The 21,130-nt window shown below is 35.4% G+C and carries 17 protein-coding genes; 11 read left to right on the top strand and 6 right to left on the bottom strand.

Annotated elements, in window-relative coordinates; all coding sequences use genetic code 11:
• The 4 genes from HNS38_RS17360 to HNS38_RS17345 form a co-directional block, all read left to right on the top strand.
• Positions 1-1,190 (top strand): T9SS type A sorting domain-containing protein (locus HNS38_RS17360; RefSeq protein WP_172346811.1); only part of this gene is annotated, 1,190 nt, incomplete at its 5' end.
• 246 nt (positions 1,191-1,436) lie between these two features.
• Positions 1,437-1,679: a hypothetical protein gene (locus tag HNS38_RS17355; RefSeq protein WP_172284648.1), complete on the top strand. Its 243-nt coding sequence runs from the start codon at positions 1,437-1,439 to the stop codon at positions 1,677-1,679.
• A gap of 33 nt (positions 1,680-1,712) precedes the next feature.
• A complete protein-coding gene (gene tsaA, locus HNS38_RS17350; protein ID WP_172284646.1) occupies positions 1,713-2,192 on the top strand; it encodes a tRNA (N6-threonylcarbamoyladenosine(37)-N6)-methyltransferase TrmO in 480 nt (159 codons plus the stop codon).
• Between the two features lie 54 nt (positions 2,193-2,246).
• The gene (locus HNS38_RS17345; protein ID WP_172284644.1) at positions 2,247-2,660 is read left to right on the top strand and encodes a VOC family protein; all 414 of its coding nucleotides are present in this window, start codon (positions 2,247-2,249) and stop codon (positions 2,658-2,660) included.
• 265 nt (positions 2,661-2,925) lie between these two features.
• Here the strand turns inward: HNS38_RS17345 and HNS38_RS17340 are convergent, their stop codons facing one another.
• From HNS38_RS17340 to HNS38_RS17320, 5 genes are read right to left on the bottom strand one after another with little or no spacing between them, the layout of a single operon-like run.
• On the bottom strand, positions 2,926-3,624 hold the full coding sequence (locus tag HNS38_RS17340; protein ID WP_172284642.1) for a LytTR family DNA-binding domain-containing protein: 699 nt from the start codon (positions 3,622-3,624) through the stop codon (positions 2,926-2,928).
• Positions 3,621-4,709, bottom strand: a complete 1,089-nt coding sequence (locus HNS38_RS17335) for a sensor histidine kinase (RefSeq protein ID WP_172284640.1) — start codon at positions 4,707-4,709, stop codon at positions 3,621-3,623. Before HNS38_RS17335 ends, HNS38_RS17340 begins: the two co-directional genes overlap by 4 nt.
• Position 4,710: 1 nt before the next feature.
• Positions 4,711-5,511, bottom strand: a complete 801-nt coding sequence (locus HNS38_RS17330; RefSeq protein ID WP_172284638.1) for a DUF4249 family protein — start codon at positions 5,509-5,511, stop codon at positions 4,711-4,713.
• Positions 5,511-8,192: a TonB-dependent receptor domain-containing protein gene (locus HNS38_RS17325; RefSeq protein WP_172346810.1), complete on the bottom strand. Its 2,682-nt coding sequence runs from the start codon at positions 8,190-8,192 to the stop codon at positions 5,511-5,513. The genes HNS38_RS17330 and HNS38_RS17325 overlap by 1 nt, the downstream gene beginning before the upstream one ends.
• Entirely contained in the window at positions 8,185-8,988 is an 804-nt protein-coding gene (locus HNS38_RS17320) for a hypothetical protein (RefSeq protein ID WP_172346806.1), read from the bottom strand. The genes HNS38_RS17325 and HNS38_RS17320 overlap by 8 nt, the downstream gene beginning before the upstream one ends.
• 535 nt (positions 8,989-9,523) lie before the next feature.
• On the opposite strand from HNS38_RS17320, the gene HNS38_RS17315 reads away from it, so the two are divergent.
• From HNS38_RS17315 to HNS38_RS17300, 4 genes are all read left to right on the top strand, one after another.
• On the top strand, positions 9,524-10,243 hold the full coding sequence (locus HNS38_RS17315; protein WP_172346809.1) for a lipopolysaccharide assembly protein LapB: 720 nt from the start codon (positions 9,524-9,526) through the stop codon (positions 10,241-10,243).
• Complete coding sequence (locus tag HNS38_RS17310; protein ID WP_172346808.1) at positions 10,234-11,151, top strand: hypothetical protein; 918 nt, start codon at positions 10,234-10,236, stop codon at positions 11,149-11,151. Before HNS38_RS17315 ends, HNS38_RS17310 begins: the two co-directional genes overlap by 10 nt.
• Before the next feature lie 231 nt (positions 11,152-11,382).
• On the top strand, positions 11,383-11,562 hold the full coding sequence (locus HNS38_RS17305) for a hypothetical protein (RefSeq protein WP_172284329.1): 180 nt from the start codon (positions 11,383-11,385) through the stop codon (positions 11,560-11,562).
• A gap of 4 nt (positions 11,563-11,566) precedes the next feature.
• Positions 11,567-13,453 carry a GLUG motif-containing protein gene (locus tag HNS38_RS17300; RefSeq protein ID WP_172284332.1) on the top strand — a complete coding sequence of 629 codons (1,887 nt, stop codon included), beginning with the start codon at positions 11,567-11,569 and terminating at the stop codon, positions 13,451-13,453.
• Between the two features lie 151 nt (positions 13,454-13,604).
• Here the strand turns inward: HNS38_RS17300 and HNS38_RS17295 are convergent, their stop codons facing one another.
• Positions 13,605-15,833, bottom strand: a complete 2,229-nt coding sequence (locus tag HNS38_RS17295; RefSeq protein WP_172284334.1) for a hypothetical protein — start codon at positions 15,831-15,833, stop codon at positions 13,605-13,607.
• Positions 15,834-16,148: 315 nt separating this feature from the next.
• Here HNS38_RS17295 and HNS38_RS17290 point away from each other — a divergent pair, with 315 nt between their 5' ends.
• The 3 genes from HNS38_RS17290 to HNS38_RS17280 are packed head-to-tail and all read left to right on the top strand — an operon-like array spanning position 16,149 to position 20,698.
• Complete coding sequence (locus HNS38_RS17290; RefSeq protein WP_172284337.1) at positions 16,149-17,405, top strand: T9SS type A sorting domain-containing protein; 1,257 nt, start codon at positions 16,149-16,151, stop codon at positions 17,403-17,405.
• A gap of 57 nt (positions 17,406-17,462) precedes the next feature.
• Positions 17,463-19,697 carry a TonB-dependent receptor domain-containing protein gene (locus tag HNS38_RS17285; RefSeq protein ID WP_172346807.1) on the top strand — a complete coding sequence of 745 codons (2,235 nt, stop codon included), beginning with the start codon at positions 17,463-17,465 and terminating at the stop codon, positions 19,695-19,697.
• Positions 19,694-20,698, top strand: coding sequence for an HmuY family protein (locus tag HNS38_RS17280; protein WP_172284342.1), 1,005 nt, complete (start codon positions 19,694-19,696; stop codon positions 20,696-20,698). The genes HNS38_RS17285 and HNS38_RS17280 overlap by 4 nt, the downstream gene beginning before the upstream one ends.
• The last annotated feature ends 432 nt before the right edge of the window (positions 20,699-21,130 follow it).

Below are 21,130 nucleotides of genomic sequence, written 5' to 3'. Positions count from 1 at the left end.
CAGGTGAAGTTTCTTATCCGCTAACAGTAACACAAGAAGAATGGGTGAGTGTTGACATTCCATTATCACATTTTACGTCAGCAGGATTAAGCTTGACAGATATCTATCAGTTTAAATTTGATGGCGGCACAGGTTCTACTATTTATTTCGACAACTGGTATTTCTGGGAAGTTTCAGAAAACACAGATGCTACCTTAAGTGACTTACAAGTGGATGGAACAACTGTAGAAGGATTCGCTTCGGATGTGTTGAGTTATGAGATTGTTTTACCAAATGGGACTACAATTATACCAACAGTAACAGCTATAACTACCAATACAAATGCTACTTATATTGTTAACGATGCAAGTGGAATACCAGGTGTGACAGATGTAGTGGTAACAGCTGAAGATGCAATAACAAGTCTTACTTATTATGTGAATTTTGTTTTTGCTGAAGCTCAACCAACAGTTGCAGCACCAGACCCAACAGCAAATTCAGAAGATGTGATATCTATGTTTAGCGATGTTTATACTGATGTGATTGTGGATACATGGTTAACAGATTGGTCATCAGCTTCTCTAGAAGAAGTATTGATTGAATCTAACCCTACAAAGAAGTATTCTGATTTAGACTTTGCGGGTATAGAAACGGTCAGTTCTCCTATTGATCTAACAGCTGCTGAAATGGAATATCTTCATTTGGATGTTTGGACTTCAAATAGCACATTATTCAGCATCAAATTAGTAGATTTCGGTGGAGATGGTTTTGGTGGTGGAAATGATACAGAATTTGAATTGGATTTTGAACTAGAATTAAATGAATGGGTGAGTCTTGATATTCCTTTAATGGACTTTGAAGGGATGAATCAAACAGATCTAAATCAGTATATTATTTCTAGTGAACCAAGTGGCTCAAGTACTATATTTATTGATAATGTATACTTCTTTAAACTTCCAACTTCGGTAGTCGATATTGAAACAAATCAGCTTTCAGTATTCCCAAATCCAACAAGAGATTTATGGAATATTAATAGCGATGAGAATATTGAAAGTATTTCAGTATATACGCTTGCTGGAAAACAAGTATTATCAATGAGACCTAATATGACAAGTGTTCAAATGGATGCTTCTCTTCTTCCTAAAGGTGTTTATGTATCTAAAATTGTTACTTCAACAGGGATACAAAGCCTAAAACTAATTAAAAAGTAATAATACGATTGATTAATGATTGAGTTTTTTGTTTTATAAATTGTGTCAAGCTTCTACTTCAAAGGTGGGAGCTTGACTTTTTTGGTTTTTATCGTATAGTTGATTGTAATTGCAAATGGTTCTCAATTTCCGAAAAGGCCATATATATTAATGGAAAAATGATGTGTTTTTAAATGGTGAATGATTTTCTCTCTTTTGCATATCAATTAATTCTACTTTTACCAACTAAATACAAAAGCAAAACAAATGAATCATATAGATTGGATAGGTTTTATCGGAGTTTTTCAAATACTCTTAGCCTATATTCTCAACGTCATGGGAAAGTTGAAGAAAGAAAACATAGCTTTTATCTTACTCAATTTGGTGGGTGCCGCCATGGCATGTCTGGCTTCTGTTTTGATGGATTATTGGCCTTTTATTATTTTAGAAGGTGTATGGGCCTTGGTCTCTCTTTTTTCTCTTTTTAACTATCGGAAAGTTTATGAATAGCAAGCATAAAAATCATTAGCAAGAAATTGTCCAATGGAAATAAACTATAAAAGCATAGGGGTCATCAATACCCCTCATCAAACTAAAGAGGGAATGCCTATTCAAGCGAGTGCGGCTCAAGGTATCAAAGGAATGATAACTGTAGACAAAGAGTTTATGAAAGGTCTTCAAGATTTAGATGGGTTTTCACATATATATCTAATTTACGATTTCCATAAATCCAAGGATTATTCCTTATTAACCAAGCCATTTCTGGATGACAAGGAGCATGGCATTTTTTCTACTCGAGCGCCTAAAAGGCCCAACTCTATTGGCTTATCTGTGGTTAAGCTCTTAAGTGTGAAGGGGAATATATTAGAAATTGAAAATATTGATGTTTTAGATGGGACTCCTCTTCTTGATATTAAACCCTATATTCATGATTTTGATCTACATGAGGTGGATAAAGTAGGTTGGTATCAAGGTAAAACTAGAAATATTGCCAGCGAAAAATCTGACGACAGATTTAGTTAAGTTTATTGGATTCAAAATAATTTATTATCATTACCAAAACAAAAACATCATCATATGAAACGAGTAACAGGAATAGGCGGGATTTTCTTTAAATGTCAAAGCCCTGATAAAATGAAGAATTGGTATCAAAAGCATTTGGGTTTAGAAACTGATGCTTATGGAACTAGCTTTGAATGGCGTCATGCGGAGGATGCCAATAAGAAAGGCTATACTGCTTGGAGTCCCTTTAAAAAAGACAGTGATTATTTTGGGAAAGCCGATCAGGATTATATGATCAATTATAGAGTTGAAAATTTAGAAGCTTTAGTTGACGAGCTGCGGAAAGAAGGGGTAGAGATAGTAGACAAGATAGATTCTTTCGAGTACGGAAAGTTTGTTCATATTGTAGATCTAGAAGGCAATAGAATAGAACTATGGGAACCTGTTGATGAAGAGTATGATAAGATTTTGGAAGTGAGGACGAAGTGATATTTTGACTTCAAACTTCGTCTTTCATACTCCAATTTCGAAATTCCACGCAAAGAAAATGCAAAGGAGAATCGCAAAGAACGCAAAAGAAATTGCAGTGAAAAGATTATTCGATAGCCAACGTTGAACTTTATATTCAGAACTTGAAACCCAGCTTGCCCCAACCCTAGAGGGAGGCTGGATTTTAAGTATTCTCCTTTTAAACATTGAACCTTAAACAACTGAACTTTGAACAAATAGCCGAAGGACTTTTTTCTTCTTCTAACTACAGCTTATACTGGTCAATCATATCAAAAAAGGCCATCCGATAGCTGTTTCCGATAGGAAGCTTTGCTCTGCCATATACGATGTGATTATGCTCTATCTTTTCAATATTTAACAAGTTGACAATATAGGATTTATGAATTCTGATAAAATACTCATGAGGTAATTTCTTATCAATATTTTTCATGGTGGTTTTGGTGAGAATCATTTGGTCTTTAATGAATATTTTCACATAATCCTTTAATCCTTCCACATAGAGGATGTCTTTAAATCGGATTTTAATGGTCGCACAATCCGCTTTTACCATCATAAATTCGGGAATGCTAGCATTCTGATTTGTATGCTGTAGTTTATATAGAGATTTTGCTTTATTCACAGCTTTTAAGAAACGATCGAAAGGAATAGGTTTCACCAAATAATCTATCGCATTTAGTTCATAAGCCTCTAAAGCATGTTCCGAAAAAGCCGTTGTGAAAATAATCATGGGAGGATTGCTCATGGTTTTGGCAAACTCTAAACCACTGATATTGGGCATTTGTATGTCTAAGAATATCAAATCGATATCGTGATTTTCTAAAACCTTAAGTGCTTCAATGGCATTGGTGCAGGTATCCACTAAGTTTAGAAATTCTAATTTGGAACAAAAGTCTTTGATCACGTTCAATGCTAATGGCTCGTCGTCGATGGCTAAGCAGTTCATAGGGTTTTAAGTTTGATTTGCATATTCACACTGAATACTTCATTATTCTCGTCCGAGGAAAATTGGTGGTGCTTTGGATATAGAATTTCTAAGCGCCTCTTGATATTATTTAAGCCTATACCCGATTCCTTGCGCAGCATAGCTGGTCTTTGAACCACTTTATTCACCACTTTTAAATCGAGTTGTTGATTTTCCACTAAAATATCAATACTAATAAATGAGTTGTTCAGATTATCCACACCATATTTAAAGGCATTTTCAATGATGGGCAAAATGATGAAGGGCTCAAACTTATAATCGTCAAACTCCCCAACTACATTTACTAAAACCTCAACCTTATCTGTGAGTCTTAATCTTTGCAATTCAATATAATCCTGAACTACAGCAAGCTCATTCTGTAAACTAGAGCGGGAGGGTTCCGTTTCGTAAAGCATATATCGTAAGATAGAAGAAAGCTTTAGTATAGAAGGAGTAGTTTTTTCTGATTTACTAATGGATAAGGAGTAGATAGAGTTGAGGGAATTGAATAGAAAATGCGGATTAATCTGCTGTTTTAAAAAGGCCAATTCTGTTTTTACTTTATCCTGTTCTAGTTGTGATTTTTGCTTTTCATCTTCCAACCATTTTTCTACAAATCGGACAGAAATACTAAAGAAGTAAAAGAATAGTAAACCCATACCTGCAAATCCCAATTGTCTCCATAATCCAAAGGGAGGTCGCTTCTGCTTCTCATTGAGAAAAGCATCGGACTTTTTATTCGGATGGTCTCTACCTTCCATAATAATTTCTCGCTTCGGTCTTTCAAAGACCTCTCTCAAAAAACAACCTTTTACAAGGATGGATCCACCTAATAATAAAAACGTTAAAGCTAAAAATAGCCAAATTTTCTTTTTCAATAAAAATGGCATTAACACAAAATAGGTCCCATAGAACAGCAATAAACTAAAGAAAAGATTGAATATCATCCTTCCATAATCTATGGGGATATCGGAGCTTTTAAATATTCCCCAGTTGAAAAGAAATACCAGTACCCAAAATACAATATGTCCTAGAGTGATATAATATTTACCTTTGTTTTTTACCATATTATTTTGATGCTGCTATCACATTCACATAAAGAGTATCGGCATTAATTCCTGTAAAAATTCCAAGTCCATTTTCAATATTACTGGGAGGAGCCACCAAATCCAAAGAACTACTACCTAAATCTTCATATAGTGCTGCATATTCAGGATTTAAGCGATAAAGAATGACTCTATGTCTGCCATAATAGGTAAAACTTCTTGGGCTCAATTCCTGCTCGTCGCCTTGTACTGGCGCATTTCTAAAAGACCTTGGAGGATGATCGTCATCAGAATCGAAGATGAGTTCAGCATCTTCATCTATGGATTCCACTACCACCATATGATAGTCCAAATCTGGATTTGTCCAAGTGAGCTCCTCTGGTTCACTAGGCTCAGAACCGGGGCCCATTTGTGTGATATATATAGTGCTGGATGAAGTTTGAAAATTCTCTGGGCGATTGGGGATAATGGTTTCTGAGGTGATGACCTTCTCGTTATACTCAAATTCGATCTCGTAAACATTGCCAGCTCCAACCACAATGCTTTCTAATACGTATATACTATCGTACTTGTAAACCAAATTTTCCCAGGAACCTTCATGTTGAATTTTGACCTCTAAATTTTCTATAAAACCTCCTCCAGCATCGTCTCCATCAAACACAATTTGCTTTTTGATTTTTACCTGTATTTCATTTCCAGGGTTGATATAAGATTCTACCACAGCCACATTTGGGTCTGCGGTTTGTAAGTTGACCTTCTCACAGGAATAGAGAAAAATGAGGAGGCTAAAAAGCGCGATATATCTAAAATTTACAGATTTCATTATTTCAATTTAAAGGTTAGATTAATATTAGGCGTAAAGTTTAAATAGTAAACCGGAGTTTCTATCACTTCGTTTTCGATAATTTCATATTCATTATACCAAACATTGGATCGGTTATAGGCGTTAAATATAGAGAAACCAATACTTGCGGGAGAGTTTTTGCCAAAAGTAAAATTGTAATTTGCCGACAAATCTAATCGGTGATAAGCAGGCAATCTATTTCCATTTTTAACAGAAACATTGATAAAATCTGCTGAAGTGCCATCTAGTAATGATAATTCATAGCCGCCTTCGGGTGCGGTATAGGGGCGGCCAGTTGCATAAATCCAAGTAGCACCAAAATCCCATTTCTTCCATTTATAAGTTCCCACTAATTTAAGCTCGTGAGTGACATCATGGGCTGCATAAAAGTCGTAATCACCATATTCATCAATGTGATGTATTACCTGTGACCAAGTATAGGCCACCCAACCTGTGAAATTACCGTATTTCTTTTGAACCAAAACATCGATACCACGAGCTGTTCCATATCCAGTAAAGAAATTCTCAGAATAGTCAATTCCAGTGCGGTCTGTACTCACTCGTAGAGAATATTCCGTGATATTATCCATATCTTTATAAAAGGCTTCCACATCGAAAAGATAATCGGGAGTTTCATAGGCAGCACCTAGAATATATTGTCGAGATGAACTAACGGGTAATTGATCGTCATCGGCCAATACCCAGAAGTCGCGACTTCCTCCAGTAACATCCTCTCGAATTACTCTGCTTGCAAATTGATAATAATCACCATAAGAGGCTTTTATTCTCCATTTGTCACTGAGGTTATACACACTAATCAATCTGGGCTCGAAATAGTTCTTCTGTGTTCCGGTGAAGTAATTATATCTTAAACCAGGTGTAATAATGAGCTTACCATCGAATAGGTTCAATTTATCTTGTAAATAACCGGTGTAGATTTGACCAGTGGTCTTTCTATCGATTATGGTTAAAGTATCCGCATTTACATAGGTATAATCGATGTCGTTGTGGGTGACTTGAGCACCGAATTGAATGTGGTTGCTTTCGTTAAGCTGGTATTCAAAATCCATTTTGGAAGTATAATCCAATAGATTATTATCCTCTGTAATTCCTCTAGTGAAACTGGTGGATTCTCCATCGGAACTTATCATGGAACCCGAGCTAGATTTATCTCTCAAACTGAAATAGTTGGAATAACTAACCAAAGCATTCATATAAAAACGATCGCTAAATTGTCGTGACCAGTTGATGGAAGCTCCAGTGTTTCCCCAGCTGGTTTCGTCTACAGATTCAATACTCACTTCTTCTCCACCTGGTCTTCCACCTGCATCTGGATTTAATTCATTGCTTAGCTCATCTTTTCCATTATAAAAGCTGAAGCTGATTCTATCTTTCACCGATGGGCTATAGGTTACTTTAGCATTCATATCGTAGAAATAGGAGGTGGTTTGTTGGGTTCCTCCCCCTAGTCTAAATCCTGTTTGTGGTCCTCCTTCATCAACATCTGTATATTGTTCAAATAGTTTGTCATAGAGTGGACTTTTCCAACTTCTTCTTCCAGAAAGGGTGGCGGTGATTTTGTTACCTACTGGAAATTCAATAAACGCATTGCCAGACATCATGCTGATATCACCAGCTATATTGAAGCCTTTTTGGTTTCCATCTTTTCCAGTAATCTCAACTACACTGGCTAATCGACCACCATATTTGGCATCGAAACCACCTTTAAACAGCTGAACATCTTTTATGGCATTGCTATTGAAAGCACTAAAGAATCCAAACATATGCTCCACATTATAAACGGTGAAACCATCATATAATACCAGAACTTGATCAGGGGTTCCTCCTCTTACATAAAGCCCTGAAGAATTTTCGTTGGCAGCACTAATACCCGGCATCAATTGGAAAGAGCGTAAAATGTCTTTTTCTCCTAAATTGGGCAGGGTTTGTAATTTTATGGGCGACATTTTATAGATTCCGGCTTGTTGCTTGGAAACCTGCATCACATCTTGTATTTCTGCAGTTACATTTACCTCATTTAAAACCAAAGCTTGTTGTTTTAAGGTGATGAGTAAATCTGATGTGATGGTCTTAGGACTCAGAAATACCTCTTTTTTCTCGTAGCCGATATAGGAAAACACAATAGTAGAAGTATCTGTTGGGATATTGATCAATGTGAAATTCCCATCCACATTACTGATGGTTCCTTTAGTATTTCCCTGCACTGAAATACTTACAAAGGGCAAAGATTCATGACTCAGCTCATCTACCACTTGTCCGGCGATGGAGAAGTTTTCTTTTGTGGAAGCTCCAGTAAAAACCTTGGTCTCAAAGACTGTTTCTTGTCCTCTTTGAAACCATTTGTCTACTACCCAAATGGTTTGGTCATCATTCACAAAATATTTCAGTTTATTATATTTACAAATATTATCTAGTACATCTTTCAGTGGTTTATTTCTAGGATGTTCCGTAAATCTTATTTCTTTCAACTTTGCTTTATCATAATGGAATTTCAGATTATAGGTCTCACTCATATCAACAAGAGCAGCATCTAAATCACAACAGAACCAAGAATCGATATTAGTCTCAAGAATGGTATCCTGAGCAAAAGATAAAAGGCTGGTAAATAATAGGAAAAATAGGGCTAAGACTTTATTCATGGCTGGTGAGTTGTAGTTTTTTGACTTCAATTTTGATGTCTTTTAGTGTTTTATTTTGCATTGGGCCAGCCTGTCCTTCTCCACCAGGTCTGCCACCTCCGCCATGACCGCCTCCTCCGCCAGCTTGTCCTCCACCGTGACCACCGCCGCCTCCACCACCAGATGACATTCCCATTTGAGGGCCTCCGCCTTGTGGTCTCTGACCCATATTTACTGGCGCTTTCGACTCCAGAATTAAGCTAATGATAGGTGTTATGCTTGAGTTGTTTGAAAAATATTTTATGGGAATGGTGACCAGTAAATTCAGACTTTTTTCTTGGTCTTGAACAAATTCATATTTGATGTCATCCTCTTGAATAATAAAACCTAGGGGCTCTTGAATGATGTTTTCTAGCATATAAGAAGCAAGATTCATCTTCTTTCCATTTTCATCCAAAGGAAGGTATTTCTCGATTTCCTCAGGTTTCATAAGCATTTTATTGGGGTCTACTTGATATTTGAGTCCCATATACTTATCTGACTTTGCGGAGGAGTCTATCCAGATAGTGAAGCCGCTCATTAAAAGCCTTTTCTGAAGATTCTGATCATCAACTTTTAGGTTTACATATAGAAATTCATCATCATTAGTAAAGAGATAGAATAAATTATCATCAGTGCTGTATTGATATGCGGTTCTTGGAATATCAGAGATGGGAATTATAGCCTCCTCTTGCCATTTTGTGCTGATGGTCTTATGAGAAGAACAAGCTGAAAAAAGAGCTATAAGGATAAGAAAAAGAAAATACTTACTGTTCATGGTATTTATAGTTTGCGGCAAAACTACATGAGTCAAGTGCTAGCAGCAAACAATATAGACCAATAGGGCTATTTCATCGACGAATAGGGTGAGGAGCTAAACGATTTATTCTAATAAGACATGAGAAACAGCAGAAATCACTGGCCAGATACCCAAACTTTAGAAAAAGACGGAGCTTTCTAATTCCTCGGTGAATTTGATTACTTATTTGTCTAGTTTGTAATTTTTACTATTATTAACCAAATTTATAGGGGCCTTTCAGTAGGATAATAAAGGATGTTGTAGCACATGTAAATCATTCGAAAGCATTGGACGCATTATTTGAATTCCAAAATTAGGCCATATTTTGATTATTGATGTATAAACCTATTTTCTTAATTTACTCAAAATATTAGGGTCAAACTTCATTATTTCTTCCATTCAATTATATTACATTTGTAATATGGATAGAGGCCTTTTATTTTTTATCATATGCATATTAGTATTTAAATTTTCAATAGGTCAAAATACTAATGAGATAGATTCATTAGAACGAATGATCATTGTCAATCCTGATGATGAATTACAAGTGGATTTATTACTTCAGCTATCTTCAGAATATGGGATTGATGATTTTCAAAAATCATTGGATTATGCACATAATGCTATAGAATTATCTACTAGGAGAAATGATATAAAAGGTCAAATCCTTTCTAATATTCATATTGCAAAAATATATCAGAAAAAAGGGGGGATAAAAGAAGCTTTCGATTATGTAATCGAGGCAAGAAACTTAGCAAAAGAAAAGAATTATACAAACGAGTATGCACAAGCCATTTATCTAATGGCTAATATTTATGTTGAAATTGGTGAATATGAAAAGACAGCCGAATTATGTTTTGAGGCTTTAAAGATTTTTGAAGAGCTTCAGGAAAAGCAGGGTATTTGTGATGTGCTAGGTATGATTGGCGGCAATTATTATATGCAAGGAGAATTGGATGAGGCAGAGAAATATCTTCAACAATCTATTGATTTAAGCAAATCGATTAATTATAAAAAGGGTCTTGGAAAGGGCTTGACGAATATATCGGCAGTCTATAATATGCGTGATGAAACTGAAAAAGCTATTGAATATTTATATGTAGGTTGTCGATTGTTTCAAGAAACGGGTGAGAAAGTTAGAGAAGGGGTAGCCTATTGCAATATCGCATTATATTATCTGAAATTAAATGAAGTGGATTCGGCATTAAATATACCAATCTTTCTATGCAATTAAATGAGCTGGAGCCTAGCAATAGAAATATGGTTTTAACTCATATTGTTAGGGCAAGGAGTTTTCTTCAAATTGAGGACACTGCCATGTTCTTGAGTAATATGAAACATGCGCTCGAAATTGCTGATGAAAATGGGTTGAAAAGCTTATCGTATAATGCTGCAAGTAATCTATTAGACTTTTATTCTAGTATTGAGGATTATGATATGGCTTTTCATTATGGCCGTTTACAGTATGCATTAAAAGATAGTTTGGATCGGAATAGATCCTTAAGTCGTTTATCTCAACTTCAAATGCTATATCAGATTGAAAAAGAAGAACAAGAAAGAAAGTTGAATGAACAAAGAAAAGAGTTTATCTCCGGAATCATCATTCTGACATTAATTATTGGTCTTATATTGTTGGTATTTATTGTTTTCAGGTATCGCGTTAATGCCCATTTATCGAAGTTGAAAAATGAAAAACTTGAGAATGAGTTGTATGCTCAACAAAAAGATTTAGCTGCTAATGTGATGTCTTTAATGAAAAAGAATGAAATGTTAAGCGAGATTAACGAGAAGCTAATTAAAATTAGAAAAGAGCTTAAAAGCGAGGATGCTAAAAAGAAGATAGCAAATATTGCATTTGAAATTGAGAACAATACCCAAGATAAAAGTTGGGAAGAGTTCGAAATTAGGTTTAAACAAGTGCATACCGATTTTTATACCAAATTAATGGACTTATACCCAGGTCTCACTTCCAATGAAATCCGTTTATGTGCGTTCTTAAAATTAAACCTGACCACAAAAGAAATCTCCTCAATTACCGGACAGAGTCCCCGTTCTTTAGAAGTAGCTAGATATAGATTAAGAAAAAAGCTGAATATAAGCTCCTCCTCCACCAATCTAACAACACTTATTAATAATATCTAGGTACATTAAATTAATTCTCATATCATTTTATTATCCCTAATTGTGCAGCAGGGTATTTTTTGTTGTTCAGTAGATAATTTATATGATTTTACTAGAGTATTGTATTTCAAGGATATAAAATATTCTGTATAGCTTTTGTATAGGTGATAAAATGGTATTTGTAGTTTTTGTTCAGCTGGTATTTTAGTATAATTAGATTTTTTAAAACACTTTTGCCACAGTAATTCACATATGGAAGAATTCATGGAGAATAAAATTGACAAAAAGAATATTGAACCTGATTTACAATCTGAAGAGCATTACGATGAGGAAGAAAAAGAACTCATGGGAATGATTGAAAGGAAGAAATTTCAGAACAAAGTGTTCGAAAAGATTATTAATCAACTAAACATCAAACACTCTAAAAAATAGAACGATGAAAAATTTACTATTATTAACAGCCGTATTATTTAACATAGCTTTTGTATTTGCACAAGATACACAAGACAGAGGGAAAAATATAACTGATGGAAGCATTAGTACCTTAGCCGACCTTCAATGGTTAAGTGAAAACCCAGATGCTTGGGATGAAAATTGGGTGTTGGAAGCAGATATTGACGCTTCTGAAACAGCAACATGGAATGGTGGTTTGGGTCTTTCTCCTATTGGTGATAGCCCAACAGAGTTTGGAGTAAGACAACAAATTCCTTTTAGTGGTACATTTGATGGACAAGGCTATGTAATCAGCAATATCACTATCAATAGACCAAGCGAACCCTATGTTGGTTTTTTTGGACAAACTATAAATGGTACAGTTGAAAATTTAGGCTTAGAAAACATCACCGTAAATGGGTACAGATATGTTGGTGGCTTAATCGGATATTCCAGTGAAGGTAGTCAAATTGCGAATTGTTTTACCTCTGCAACTATAGAAGCTACAGAATATGGAGGTGGTTTAATAGGGTTAACTTTCCTTAACGTAGAAGTTTCGGATTCTTATTCCACGGGAACAGTATCAGTAAATAAATGGGGTGGAGGATTTGTTGGTGACAATTATAATTATTGCCATATTACTAATTGTTGGGCAGATGTTGATGTATCTGGATCTGATTACCTTGGAGGTTTCGCTTCTCAAAATCGGTGGTTTTCAACGATTAACTCCTGCTATTCTCTTGGTGATGTTGTCGCTACATACGATTATTCAGGTGGCTTTGTGGGTATTAATGAAGATGGAGTGATTAGGAATAGTTTCAGTGCAGGAAATATTACTGGATCTATTATAATAGGAGGTTTTGCTGGACAAAGCTGGATGAGCGAGAATACAGAAACAGGGATATATTCCTCCTACGCTACAGGACAAGTAGATGCTCAGGATGCAGCTGGTGGACTTATAGGCGTAAGTTATGCATTTGTAAATGATTGTTATTTTGATATAGAAACAACGGGTACTGAAATAGGAATTGGTAATCCGGATTCTGGAGCTGAGGCAATAGGTCTTAATACCAGTGATTTTGCAATTGAAAGCAATTTTAATAACTGGGATTTTTCTGATGTATGGACTATTATGCTTTTACACGAAATATCACCAGACGCTCGCCCTTACCATCAATATGCTTTTTCAACTACTGCACTATATTTGATAGCCTCTCCAGAAGAAGGTGGTCAACTAACAGGCGCTGGCAATCATATTTCTGGTAGTGATGTTCAAATTGAAGCCATTGCTAATGCAAACTACAATTTCCTGAACTGGACCGATGAAGATGGAAATCAGATTTCAAGTGATGCGATTACAAACATTACCATTGGAGAAGATGACATCTCACTAATTGCAAACTTCGAATATTCACCAGTGTATTACTCCCTTAGCTTAAGTGCTACTCCAGAAAACTCAGCTATACTTGTTGGTGATGGCAACTATTTAATTGGCGAAGAAGTTGAGATTTCTGCTGAGGCTGATGGATATTATAGTTTTGATAATTGGACCAATGAAAGTGGAGATATTATTTCTGAAGACCAATATACAACATTTGTGATGCCTGAAGCCAATACAAACTTAGTAGCTCATTTTCATTCAACTGTTGGTTTTGAAGAATTAGAGAATCTAGAGTTTAGCTTTTATCCAAACCCTGCAAATAACTTTTTAAATGTTGATATCAACAAACCAGCTATCATTAGCATACTAAATATAGAGTCTAAAGTTGTTTTAGAACAAGAAATTAGCACTAAAGAACAAATTGACATCAGTAATTTTAACCCAGGTGTATATATAATATCTGTAAAAACACAGCAAAATTTAAAAATGACTCAGCTCATTATAAAGTAAAAAACTGCAAATACCTAATATTGAATTGGTTTTAAATTGATTAGTAGAGAATAGTATTTACATGATTATTGGATGTGTGAAATGTAAATACTTGAAGAGGAGTTCATGTTTATGGGCTCCTCATTTTTTTTGTAAACCTATGAATCTTGTATCACCTCTCAGCCAATTCCTTAAACTTCAAATATTGCTTATCACAATAGCCTTTATTATATTGATGATCGCCAATGGTAGCGCCATCGCGAACGCTACGCCATGCATTGGCCACTTTCGCATAGGCTTCTTTTGAGGAGGTTCTAGAACCTGCTTGGTTGACCGCTCTAGCACCTAATTCCGTGAATTGGGCCTTATCTGTGTAGGCATATACTCGTTTGGCATATCTTGAGCAAGCACTGGCCAATTGCTCCACCATGCTTAACTGAGCCATGGCATTGGGTTCTTGTTTACTCAATCGGTCAGCTGTTCTCAAAAATGCTAAAGTATTCTGAGTGTTATTTCTACTCGAATTTTGTCCATTATCATCCTCCCAATATTTTTTATTGAAAGCCTCAGATGCCTTGCTGAGCATTTCTTTGAACTGCCTATTCAGATCGGCATTAGCTGGTTTTTGATTTGAGGATTCTGTTGGTATAACACTAACGCCAGATTGATTATTTTGACTACCAGAACTAGAGGAACTAGAAGAGGCTGATGAGCCAGTCGAGTTGGATGAGTTATTGGTATTCTCCTGAGCTGTGGAGCTGTTGCTCGAGCTTTGGTTTGCTGCTCCACCTATCTGAATATGATAAACCTCCATTTTACAAGGCACACTGCCATTTCTCCAGAAGTTATGCTGAGCATTCACCACAAAGTTAATATGAGTCACATTGGGAGAAATCCCCTCCATGATTTCTGTAACTGTAAACTCTGTTCTTTTGCCTTCGTATTTAGTGTCCCAAATACCGCCTTCCCTTCTGTAGATAATCTGTACTTTTTTCATCTCTCCTGAAACCTTTTTGAAAATGATTTTATCCTCAGAATTTAATTTTCCTACTTCAATGGCTTTATAAACACCATTCCCATTTCCATCGTTTTCAATAATTCCAATGAGCTTTGCATTTCTAGGAATTATAGTCTCCGCGCTCATGCTTCCACTTTGCTCATGATTGCTATATTCTTCTGTAGATGTGTTTTCTGTTGGAATGACATGATCTCCTTCTCCAACATCATCATGTACCTCATCTTCTTCCTCTATCACACCCTCACTTTCTGTATTAACGCTCGAGCTTCCTGTTGCCGATGCACCATCAAAAGGATTTGTAGTAGTTTCTTCTCCTGCCGATTGGTCAATACAGTAAATCTGAAACGCTTCCTTATATTTTGCTTCTGCAATTTGCACAAACTCTCTTTTTCTATCTTCCAACTCCCTCAAAATCAGTGCTCTATTGGCCTCATCATCACTTTCACTTATGTTCTGTTCTATTTGAGTCCAATCCTCTTTGGCTTCTAGTTTTATCTCATCGATATTACCTCTTAACTTTGCACATTTAATCTCGAAAACTTCCATCTCATCGCAAGCTTGTATAATGGCCTTTTGAAAATAGCTATAATCCCATGTATAATCTCTATCTGCCAAGGACATGGGTTTCAGCGGTCCAGAGGATGCCGCTTGTTTTAAATCATTTATATATCTGATTCTGGATTGAAAAGTGGTTATAGCATCCTGACATACAGCGATTTCACTCTGATAGCTTTTATACAGCTCTTTGTTTATACGGGCTTTGGAAAGCATGCGATTAAAATCAACTTGAAAAGTTTCAATTTCAATTCCCTCCAATTTGGCTTGCTCAATTTTTTTATAATTTTCAATAAAATCGTTCATATTTCCATTCAGGTCATAGCCAAATTTTAAAAGGTTTGCCGAACCTAAATTCTCAGCTCCATTTTTAAAAGTCTCGTAAATGGTTTTCAATTGTTCAGCGTAAGCAAGGGCTTGGTCTAATTTATTCAATTGCACTGCCGATTTCATTCCTTCTTCCACTTGGCCCTGTCCAGCCATTATTCGATCGCACCTAGCTTGGTAATCTTGCCAACGACTAATATTAAATTGAGATGGCAAATCCTCTCTTAATTGAAAATCATAGTTTGGATTATGGAGCTTAGCATCTCTATATTTTTTGCTAAAAGTCTCGTGAGTGATTTCATTTTTGATTTCTAAGTTCACTTCGTCCAGCTTCTTATAGGCCTTTTTTATATCTCTCGCATAGGCTAACTGGTGAACCTCCTCTATTTTCTTATTGATAGATTGTTCTGCATTTCTTACAACTTGTTCAGATTCTTGACCATAAATATTCAGTCCAAAAATCAATATCACGATTAGTATAAATAGGTTCTGACTTCTCATCTGGCTTCTTTTTTAGCAAAATACTAAGGAGCAATCATTATTAAGAGCTTAAAGATTTATGTGTTATGAGCGAGCAATTATTTGCATTTCTTCTATTATTATTTGAAATATTTAAAATCAAACAAGTAAATTCTTAGATACCAACTATTAGGTATTGAGGTGCTCGAAATATTGGTTTATTTTTGCCTTTGATAAATAATTGAAAGTTAATTTTCCGTTATTTAATAATTGCAATACATACGAACTTTGTATTTTTACAGTCCCTATTAAAAGCAAATGCATCAAAAAGTTTTACAATCACCTAAATAAAATATTATGAATAAAATTTTTACTGTATTATTAGCTTCTCTTTTTGCCATCACAACCATGGCTCAAACCAATGTTGAGGTTATAACCGGAGCCTCTTATGTTGACGATGTATATTATAGTTTTAATAATGGAACTGTAGTAACCACTCCTAGAAACAATTGGGATATTGCTTTTGCTCCTGATAATTTCAATGTGAGCATTTTGGCCAATAATGGCTATGGTGTTGAGGTATATACTTATCCTAATGGTGCAATAGCAGATTGGGCTAGTTTGGATACTACAGGTTTAAGCACCTGGGCTCCTATGTATAATTCAACTGAAGATCTATATGATGGTGCATTTCTAAGAAACATGGATTATGAAAATGCATTTGATCAAGGTTGGGGAGTATATAACATGGCCACACATATCATCGAAGGGGATAGCCTTTTCGTGATTAAAACGGTGGGTGGAGATTATAAGAAATTAGCTATTGTAGAAGCGAACCCTAATTCCACTGCAAATACTTGGAGTTTTAAGTTTGCTAATTTGGATGGTTCTGACGAACAAGTAGTAGATTTTGGAGCAGACCAATATAAAGACATGAATTATGTTCATTATTCTATGGACAATAATGAGTTTTTAAATAGAGAGCCTAATTCCACAGATTGGCAATTACTTTTCACTAAGTATTTTGATTATAGCATTCCCTATTATGTTTCTGGGGTTCAAATTAACTCGGAGTATGTAACTGTTCAGCAGATTGACGAAGTAAATCAGGTAGATTTTGAGGATTATGTGGAAACAGATTTTAATAGTAATTTAAGCGAAATTGGTAGCGATTGGAAAGAGTTTGATATGGCTTCGTTTACATATACTGTAGAAGAACAAAGAGTTTATTTCACAAAGGTGATGAACGAAACAGCTACTGATTCTACCTATTGGAAATTATACTTTACGGCCTTTGGAGGTTCTTCTGATGGTGTATATTCTTTCACACAAAAAAACATTACTGATGGAACTTTTTTGAATGAATTAGAAGGAGTAGCCTTATTCCAATTATATCCTAACCCTGCAAATACAATACTTCACCTGGTTACTGACCTGCAGACTACAATGGATGTGGCTATTTATGATATCTCTGGTAAGTTGGTTTATAATCAAGAAATTAAGCATGGTTTCAATCAAGAAGAAATTAATATTAGTGAATTAAAATCTGGAGTTTATAACCTTAGCATCAGTACTGATAAAGGAATGACCAGCCAGAAATTTATTAAGCAATAAAAAGATTATTATTTTGAGGCTGTTTAAAAAGGATTTTAAACAGCCTCATTTATATATATGAAGCACAAACTAATAACCATAGTCTTAGCATTTGTTATCGGATTTACATTCGCGCAACAAAAGGAATCAAAACTAATAACCAACGATGGTGAAACAGGCGAAGCTCTTCCATTTTGTCATGTTTGTATCCGCGATCTCGAAACCAATAATGCAGATTATTTCGTGACTGATGGAGATGGTTTAGCCAAATTCACTTTCTCTGGAAAGGCCATTATTAGTGTTTCATTTATGGGTTATAAAACCATAATCGATACTATAGTTGCCTATCGAAATGAGATTTCCTATACCCTCGAAACCCAATCCTTTAACTTTGATGAGGTAGTGGTTACTGGACAAAACTCACCTATTTCCGTTGATAAATCCATCTATAATATAAAGCTCATTGGTAAGCAGGAGATAGAACAAACAGCTTCTACTAATCTGACTGAATTACTCAGTAAACAAGCCAATATTCAGATTAATAATGATCCATCCACTGGTTCATCTTTGAAACTCCAAGGAATTTCGGGCGAAAACATTAAAATATTGGTTGATGGAGTGCCGGTAATTGGTAGATTGAACGGAAGCGTTGATTTGAGTCAGATTAATCTTTCAGAAGTAGATCATGTGGAAATTGTTAATGGACCTATGTCCGTAATTTATGGGAGCAATGCTTTGGGTGGTGTCATTAATATCATTACCAAAGAGAATAAATATGCCAGTTTAAAAGCAGGAGCAGATCTGTATTACGAATCAGTAGGTATTTATAATGCAAATGGAAACATATATTGGAAGAAAGATAAAAATGCCGCAGGTGCTACTTTTGGCAGAAATTTCTTTCAGGGATTTTCTGTAGACCCCAATACTCGATATATGGAGTGGAAGCCAAAAGAACAATATAATGCCTCAACTCATTATTCCTATTCTACCGAAGACCTGATTTTAAAGGGTAAATTAGATGGGTTTAAAGAAAAACTTTTGGATAGAAATAATCCATCAGCCCCTTATTACATTAATGGAACTGATACTTGGTACTATACCAATAGGTTGACAGGCAGCTTGCAAGGCGATTATCAATTATCGGAATTAAATAGTTTCAAAACTTTATTTTCTTATTCCTATTATGATAGAGCAAAAGAGAAATATTTTAAAGATTTAAGAACATTAGAAACAGTATTAAGCCCTAATTCCGAAGACCAAGATACTTCTATTTTTAACGCCATCACTGCACGAGGCACCTATAACAGAAGAACAATCAGTGATGTTTTGGAATATCAAATGGGATTCGATATCAATTGGGAAGATGCAAAAGGAAAACGGATATTTAATGAATATGAGAAAATGGCCGATTATGCTGCCTTCTTAATATTGAAGTGGAAAGCCACAGCTAAATTGATGATACAACCAGCATTAAGAATAGCACATAATACAAAATATGATGCACCTTTGGTTCCTTCTATAAATTTCAAGTATTCTTGGGATAAAAATAGTCTGAGGTTATCTTATGCCAGAGGTTTTAGGGCCCCTTCATTAAAGGAATTGTACCTGTTTTTCTATGATAGTAATCATCAAATAGAAGGAAACCCTGATTTAAAAGCCGAGAATTCTCACAATTTTAATCTAGCTTATAATGGTCATGTATTACTAAAGGAGGAGCCTTTTGAATATAAACTCACTTTGTATTACAACCAGATATTCAATAAAATAGCTCTTATTCAGGTTGATGAGGCAAATGATTTGCATTATCGAAACGAAAACATTGATAAGTTTGAATCCGTTGGAGGAACTTTTGGTATTAGCTTTACCCCAGTTAAATATATTCATTTTGATGCGGCATATGCAGCAACTGGGAGAAGAGATAATTCATCAGGATTAAGCGATTTTTATTTTAGCTCTGATGCTACTGCCAATCTCGATTTTAACTTCCTCCAAAATACTGCAAATATTGCTTTTAATTATAAATATGTTGGTAAATATCCTGTGTATACTAATTATGGAACGAATGGAGAAATCAACGTATCCTATATGGATGATTACCATAATTTAGACATCAATATTTCCAAAAAGTTCTATAGAAACACCTTAAGAATATCTACCGGAGTTAAGAATATCTTTGATAATATTCAATTGAATAGCGCAGCAGGGAGTGGCGGAGGTCATGGTTCTTCTGGTGGAGGAACTTCTGCATTAGTAGGTTGGGGAAGAACTGTTTTTGTAAGTTTAAAGTATAACTTTACCAAATACGACAAATGATAATACCACATAGATATATTAGTTTCTTAGCCTTCTTTGGGATACTTGTTTTTTTATCCTCCTGTTTTAAGGAAGATGAAAAAGTAGCAGCTCCAGAGCCTAGTGATTTGGAAACCATGGTAACCAACGTTGGTGAAACCTATTCTTACCAAGCATTTGTTGATTTAAATACATTTGAAGAAGTAGCCAGTAATAATATCAAGGTTTGGGATTTAGCCTTTGAGTGCAAAGAAGACTCCATGCATGTCATCCTCAATTCCGCTTTAATGATGCTTGCTGGCAATACCTATGACACAAATTTTGATACCGTAGAATCTGCCGAAGGATTAGAAATGAATTATGATGTTTCAAGCGGGAATTTAGACAGTACTGCCATCGGGTTTTGGTATAAAACAGATGGGGAAAACCTAGTTTCCAAAAAGCAGGTATATGTATTGGATAGAGGAGTAGATGGAGATTTTAACGCTCTAGGATTTAAGAAATTCAGCCTCGATATAGAGGAGGGTAATTATATCATTCGTTATGCTAATTTAGATGGTTCTGACGAGAAGACAGAGAGGATTGAGAAGAACGAGAATCTGAATTATGTTCATCTTTCTTTCGAAAATGGAATACTTCCAATAGAGCCTCCAAAAGAAGATTGGACCTTGAAATTCTCACGATATTCCACTCTACTATTCACAAACGAAGGAGACCCATACCCCTATAATGTACTTGGAGTTTTAAGCAATCCTAATGGTGTGCATACCTGCATGACTGCAGATGACTTCTTCGATATCACTTTAAGCGACACCGCTAAGTATGAATTCAGAAGCAAGGCTGACATCATTGGTTACTCTTGGAAGTTTTATAATTTTGATGATGGGTTATATACGATTGTACCAGATAAAAATTTTATCATCAAGGATAAAGATGGATTTTATTATAAGCTTAGGTTTATCAGTTTCTATGATAACCTAGGAAATAAAGGTGCTATGACCTACGAAGTAAAGCGATTGTAAATTTATTTAATCTCTGATTTTTTCCACCCCTTGGGCTTGGGAAAAAAAATCAATAATAATATGTTTTACATATTCACCTCTACAAACCACCCGACTGCTTCCCACTCATCTCCAAAATCTCAATTCTCCAAAGTTTTACCCTCTGAGAGCCGAAAAAAGGAATCATTTTGCGAGATAGTATGCAATAAGGCTATTAAATTTAAATCCAGCTGTTCTCCCACTTTCCCCATCCCCAAGGGGTGGTGGGAGAAATAAAGAGAAATCTCAAGATTTACTCAAATGCTATTTTTTCCACCCCTCGGGGTCGGGGAAAGAAAAAATCATAGAGCACAAATCTAATTATACCATTATATCTTTTTTCGGTTTGCCCCGACCCCAAGGGCATTAGCGTTAACTTAAGCTGTCTATTTTTTTAAGTTACAGATATACATA

This window comes from Lentimicrobium sp. L6 (genome assembly GCF_013166655.1).
GTDB lineage: Bacteria > Bacteroidota > Bacteroidia > Bacteroidales > UBA12170 > UBA12170.
Note: the sequence above shows the minus strand (reverse complement) of the source record. Positions and strands in the feature narration are given on the sequence as shown.

Bases quoted from the DNA above. Each gene is read 5' to 3' on its own strand.
- HNS38_RS17345 (WP_172284644.1), top strand. From the start codon at position 2,247: ATGAAACGAGTAACAGGAATAGGCGGGATTTTCTTTAAATGTCAAAGC.
- HNS38_RS17335 (WP_172284640.1), bottom strand. From the start codon at position 4,709: ATGGTAAAAAACAAAGGTAAATATTATATCACTCTAGGACATATTGTA.
- HNS38_RS17310 (WP_172346808.1), top strand. From the start codon at position 10,234: ATGCAATTAAATGAGCTGGAGCCTAGCAATAGAAATATGGTTTTAACT.
- HNS38_RS17320 (WP_172346806.1), bottom strand. From the start codon at position 8,988: ATGAACAGTAAGTATTTTCTTTTTCTTATCCTTATAGCTCTTTTTTCA.
- HNS38_RS17290 (WP_172284337.1), top strand. From the start codon at position 16,149: ATGAATAAAATTTTTACTGTATTATTAGCTTCTCTTTTTGCCATCACA.
- HNS38_RS17300 (WP_172284332.1), top strand. From the start codon at position 11,567: ATGAAAAATTTACTATTATTAACAGCCGTATTATTTAACATAGCTTTT.
- HNS38_RS17330 (WP_172284638.1), bottom strand. From the start codon at position 5,511: ATGAAATCTGTAAATTTTAGATATATCGCGCTTTTTAGCCTCCTCATT.
- HNS38_RS17355 (WP_172284648.1), top strand. From the start codon at position 1,437: ATGAATCATATAGATTGGATAGGTTTTATCGGAGTTTTTCAAATACTC.
- HNS38_RS17295 (WP_172284334.1), bottom strand. From the start codon at position 15,833: ATGAGAAGTCAGAACCTATTTATACTAATCGTGATATTGATTTTTGGA.
- HNS38_RS17315 (WP_172346809.1), top strand. From the start codon at position 9,524: ATGATCATTGTCAATCCTGATGATGAATTACAAGTGGATTTATTACTT.
- HNS38_RS17340 (WP_172284642.1), bottom strand. From the start codon at position 3,624: ATGAACTGCTTAGCCATCGACGACGAGCCATTAGCATTGAACGTGATC.
- HNS38_RS17280 (WP_172284342.1), top strand. From the start codon at position 19,694: ATGATAATACCACATAGATATATTAGTTTCTTAGCCTTCTTTGGGATA.
- tsaA (WP_172284646.1), top strand. From the start codon at position 1,713: ATGGAAATAAACTATAAAAGCATAGGGGTCATCAATACCCCTCATCAA.
- HNS38_RS17285 (WP_172346807.1), top strand. From the start codon at position 17,463: ATGAAGCACAAACTAATAACCATAGTCTTAGCATTTGTTATCGGATTT.
- HNS38_RS17305 (WP_172284329.1), top strand. From the start codon at position 11,383: ATGGAAGAATTCATGGAGAATAAAATTGACAAAAAGAATATTGAACCT.
- HNS38_RS17325 (WP_172346810.1), bottom strand. From the start codon at position 8,192: ATGAATAAAGTCTTAGCCCTATTTTTCCTATTATTTACCAGCCTTTTA.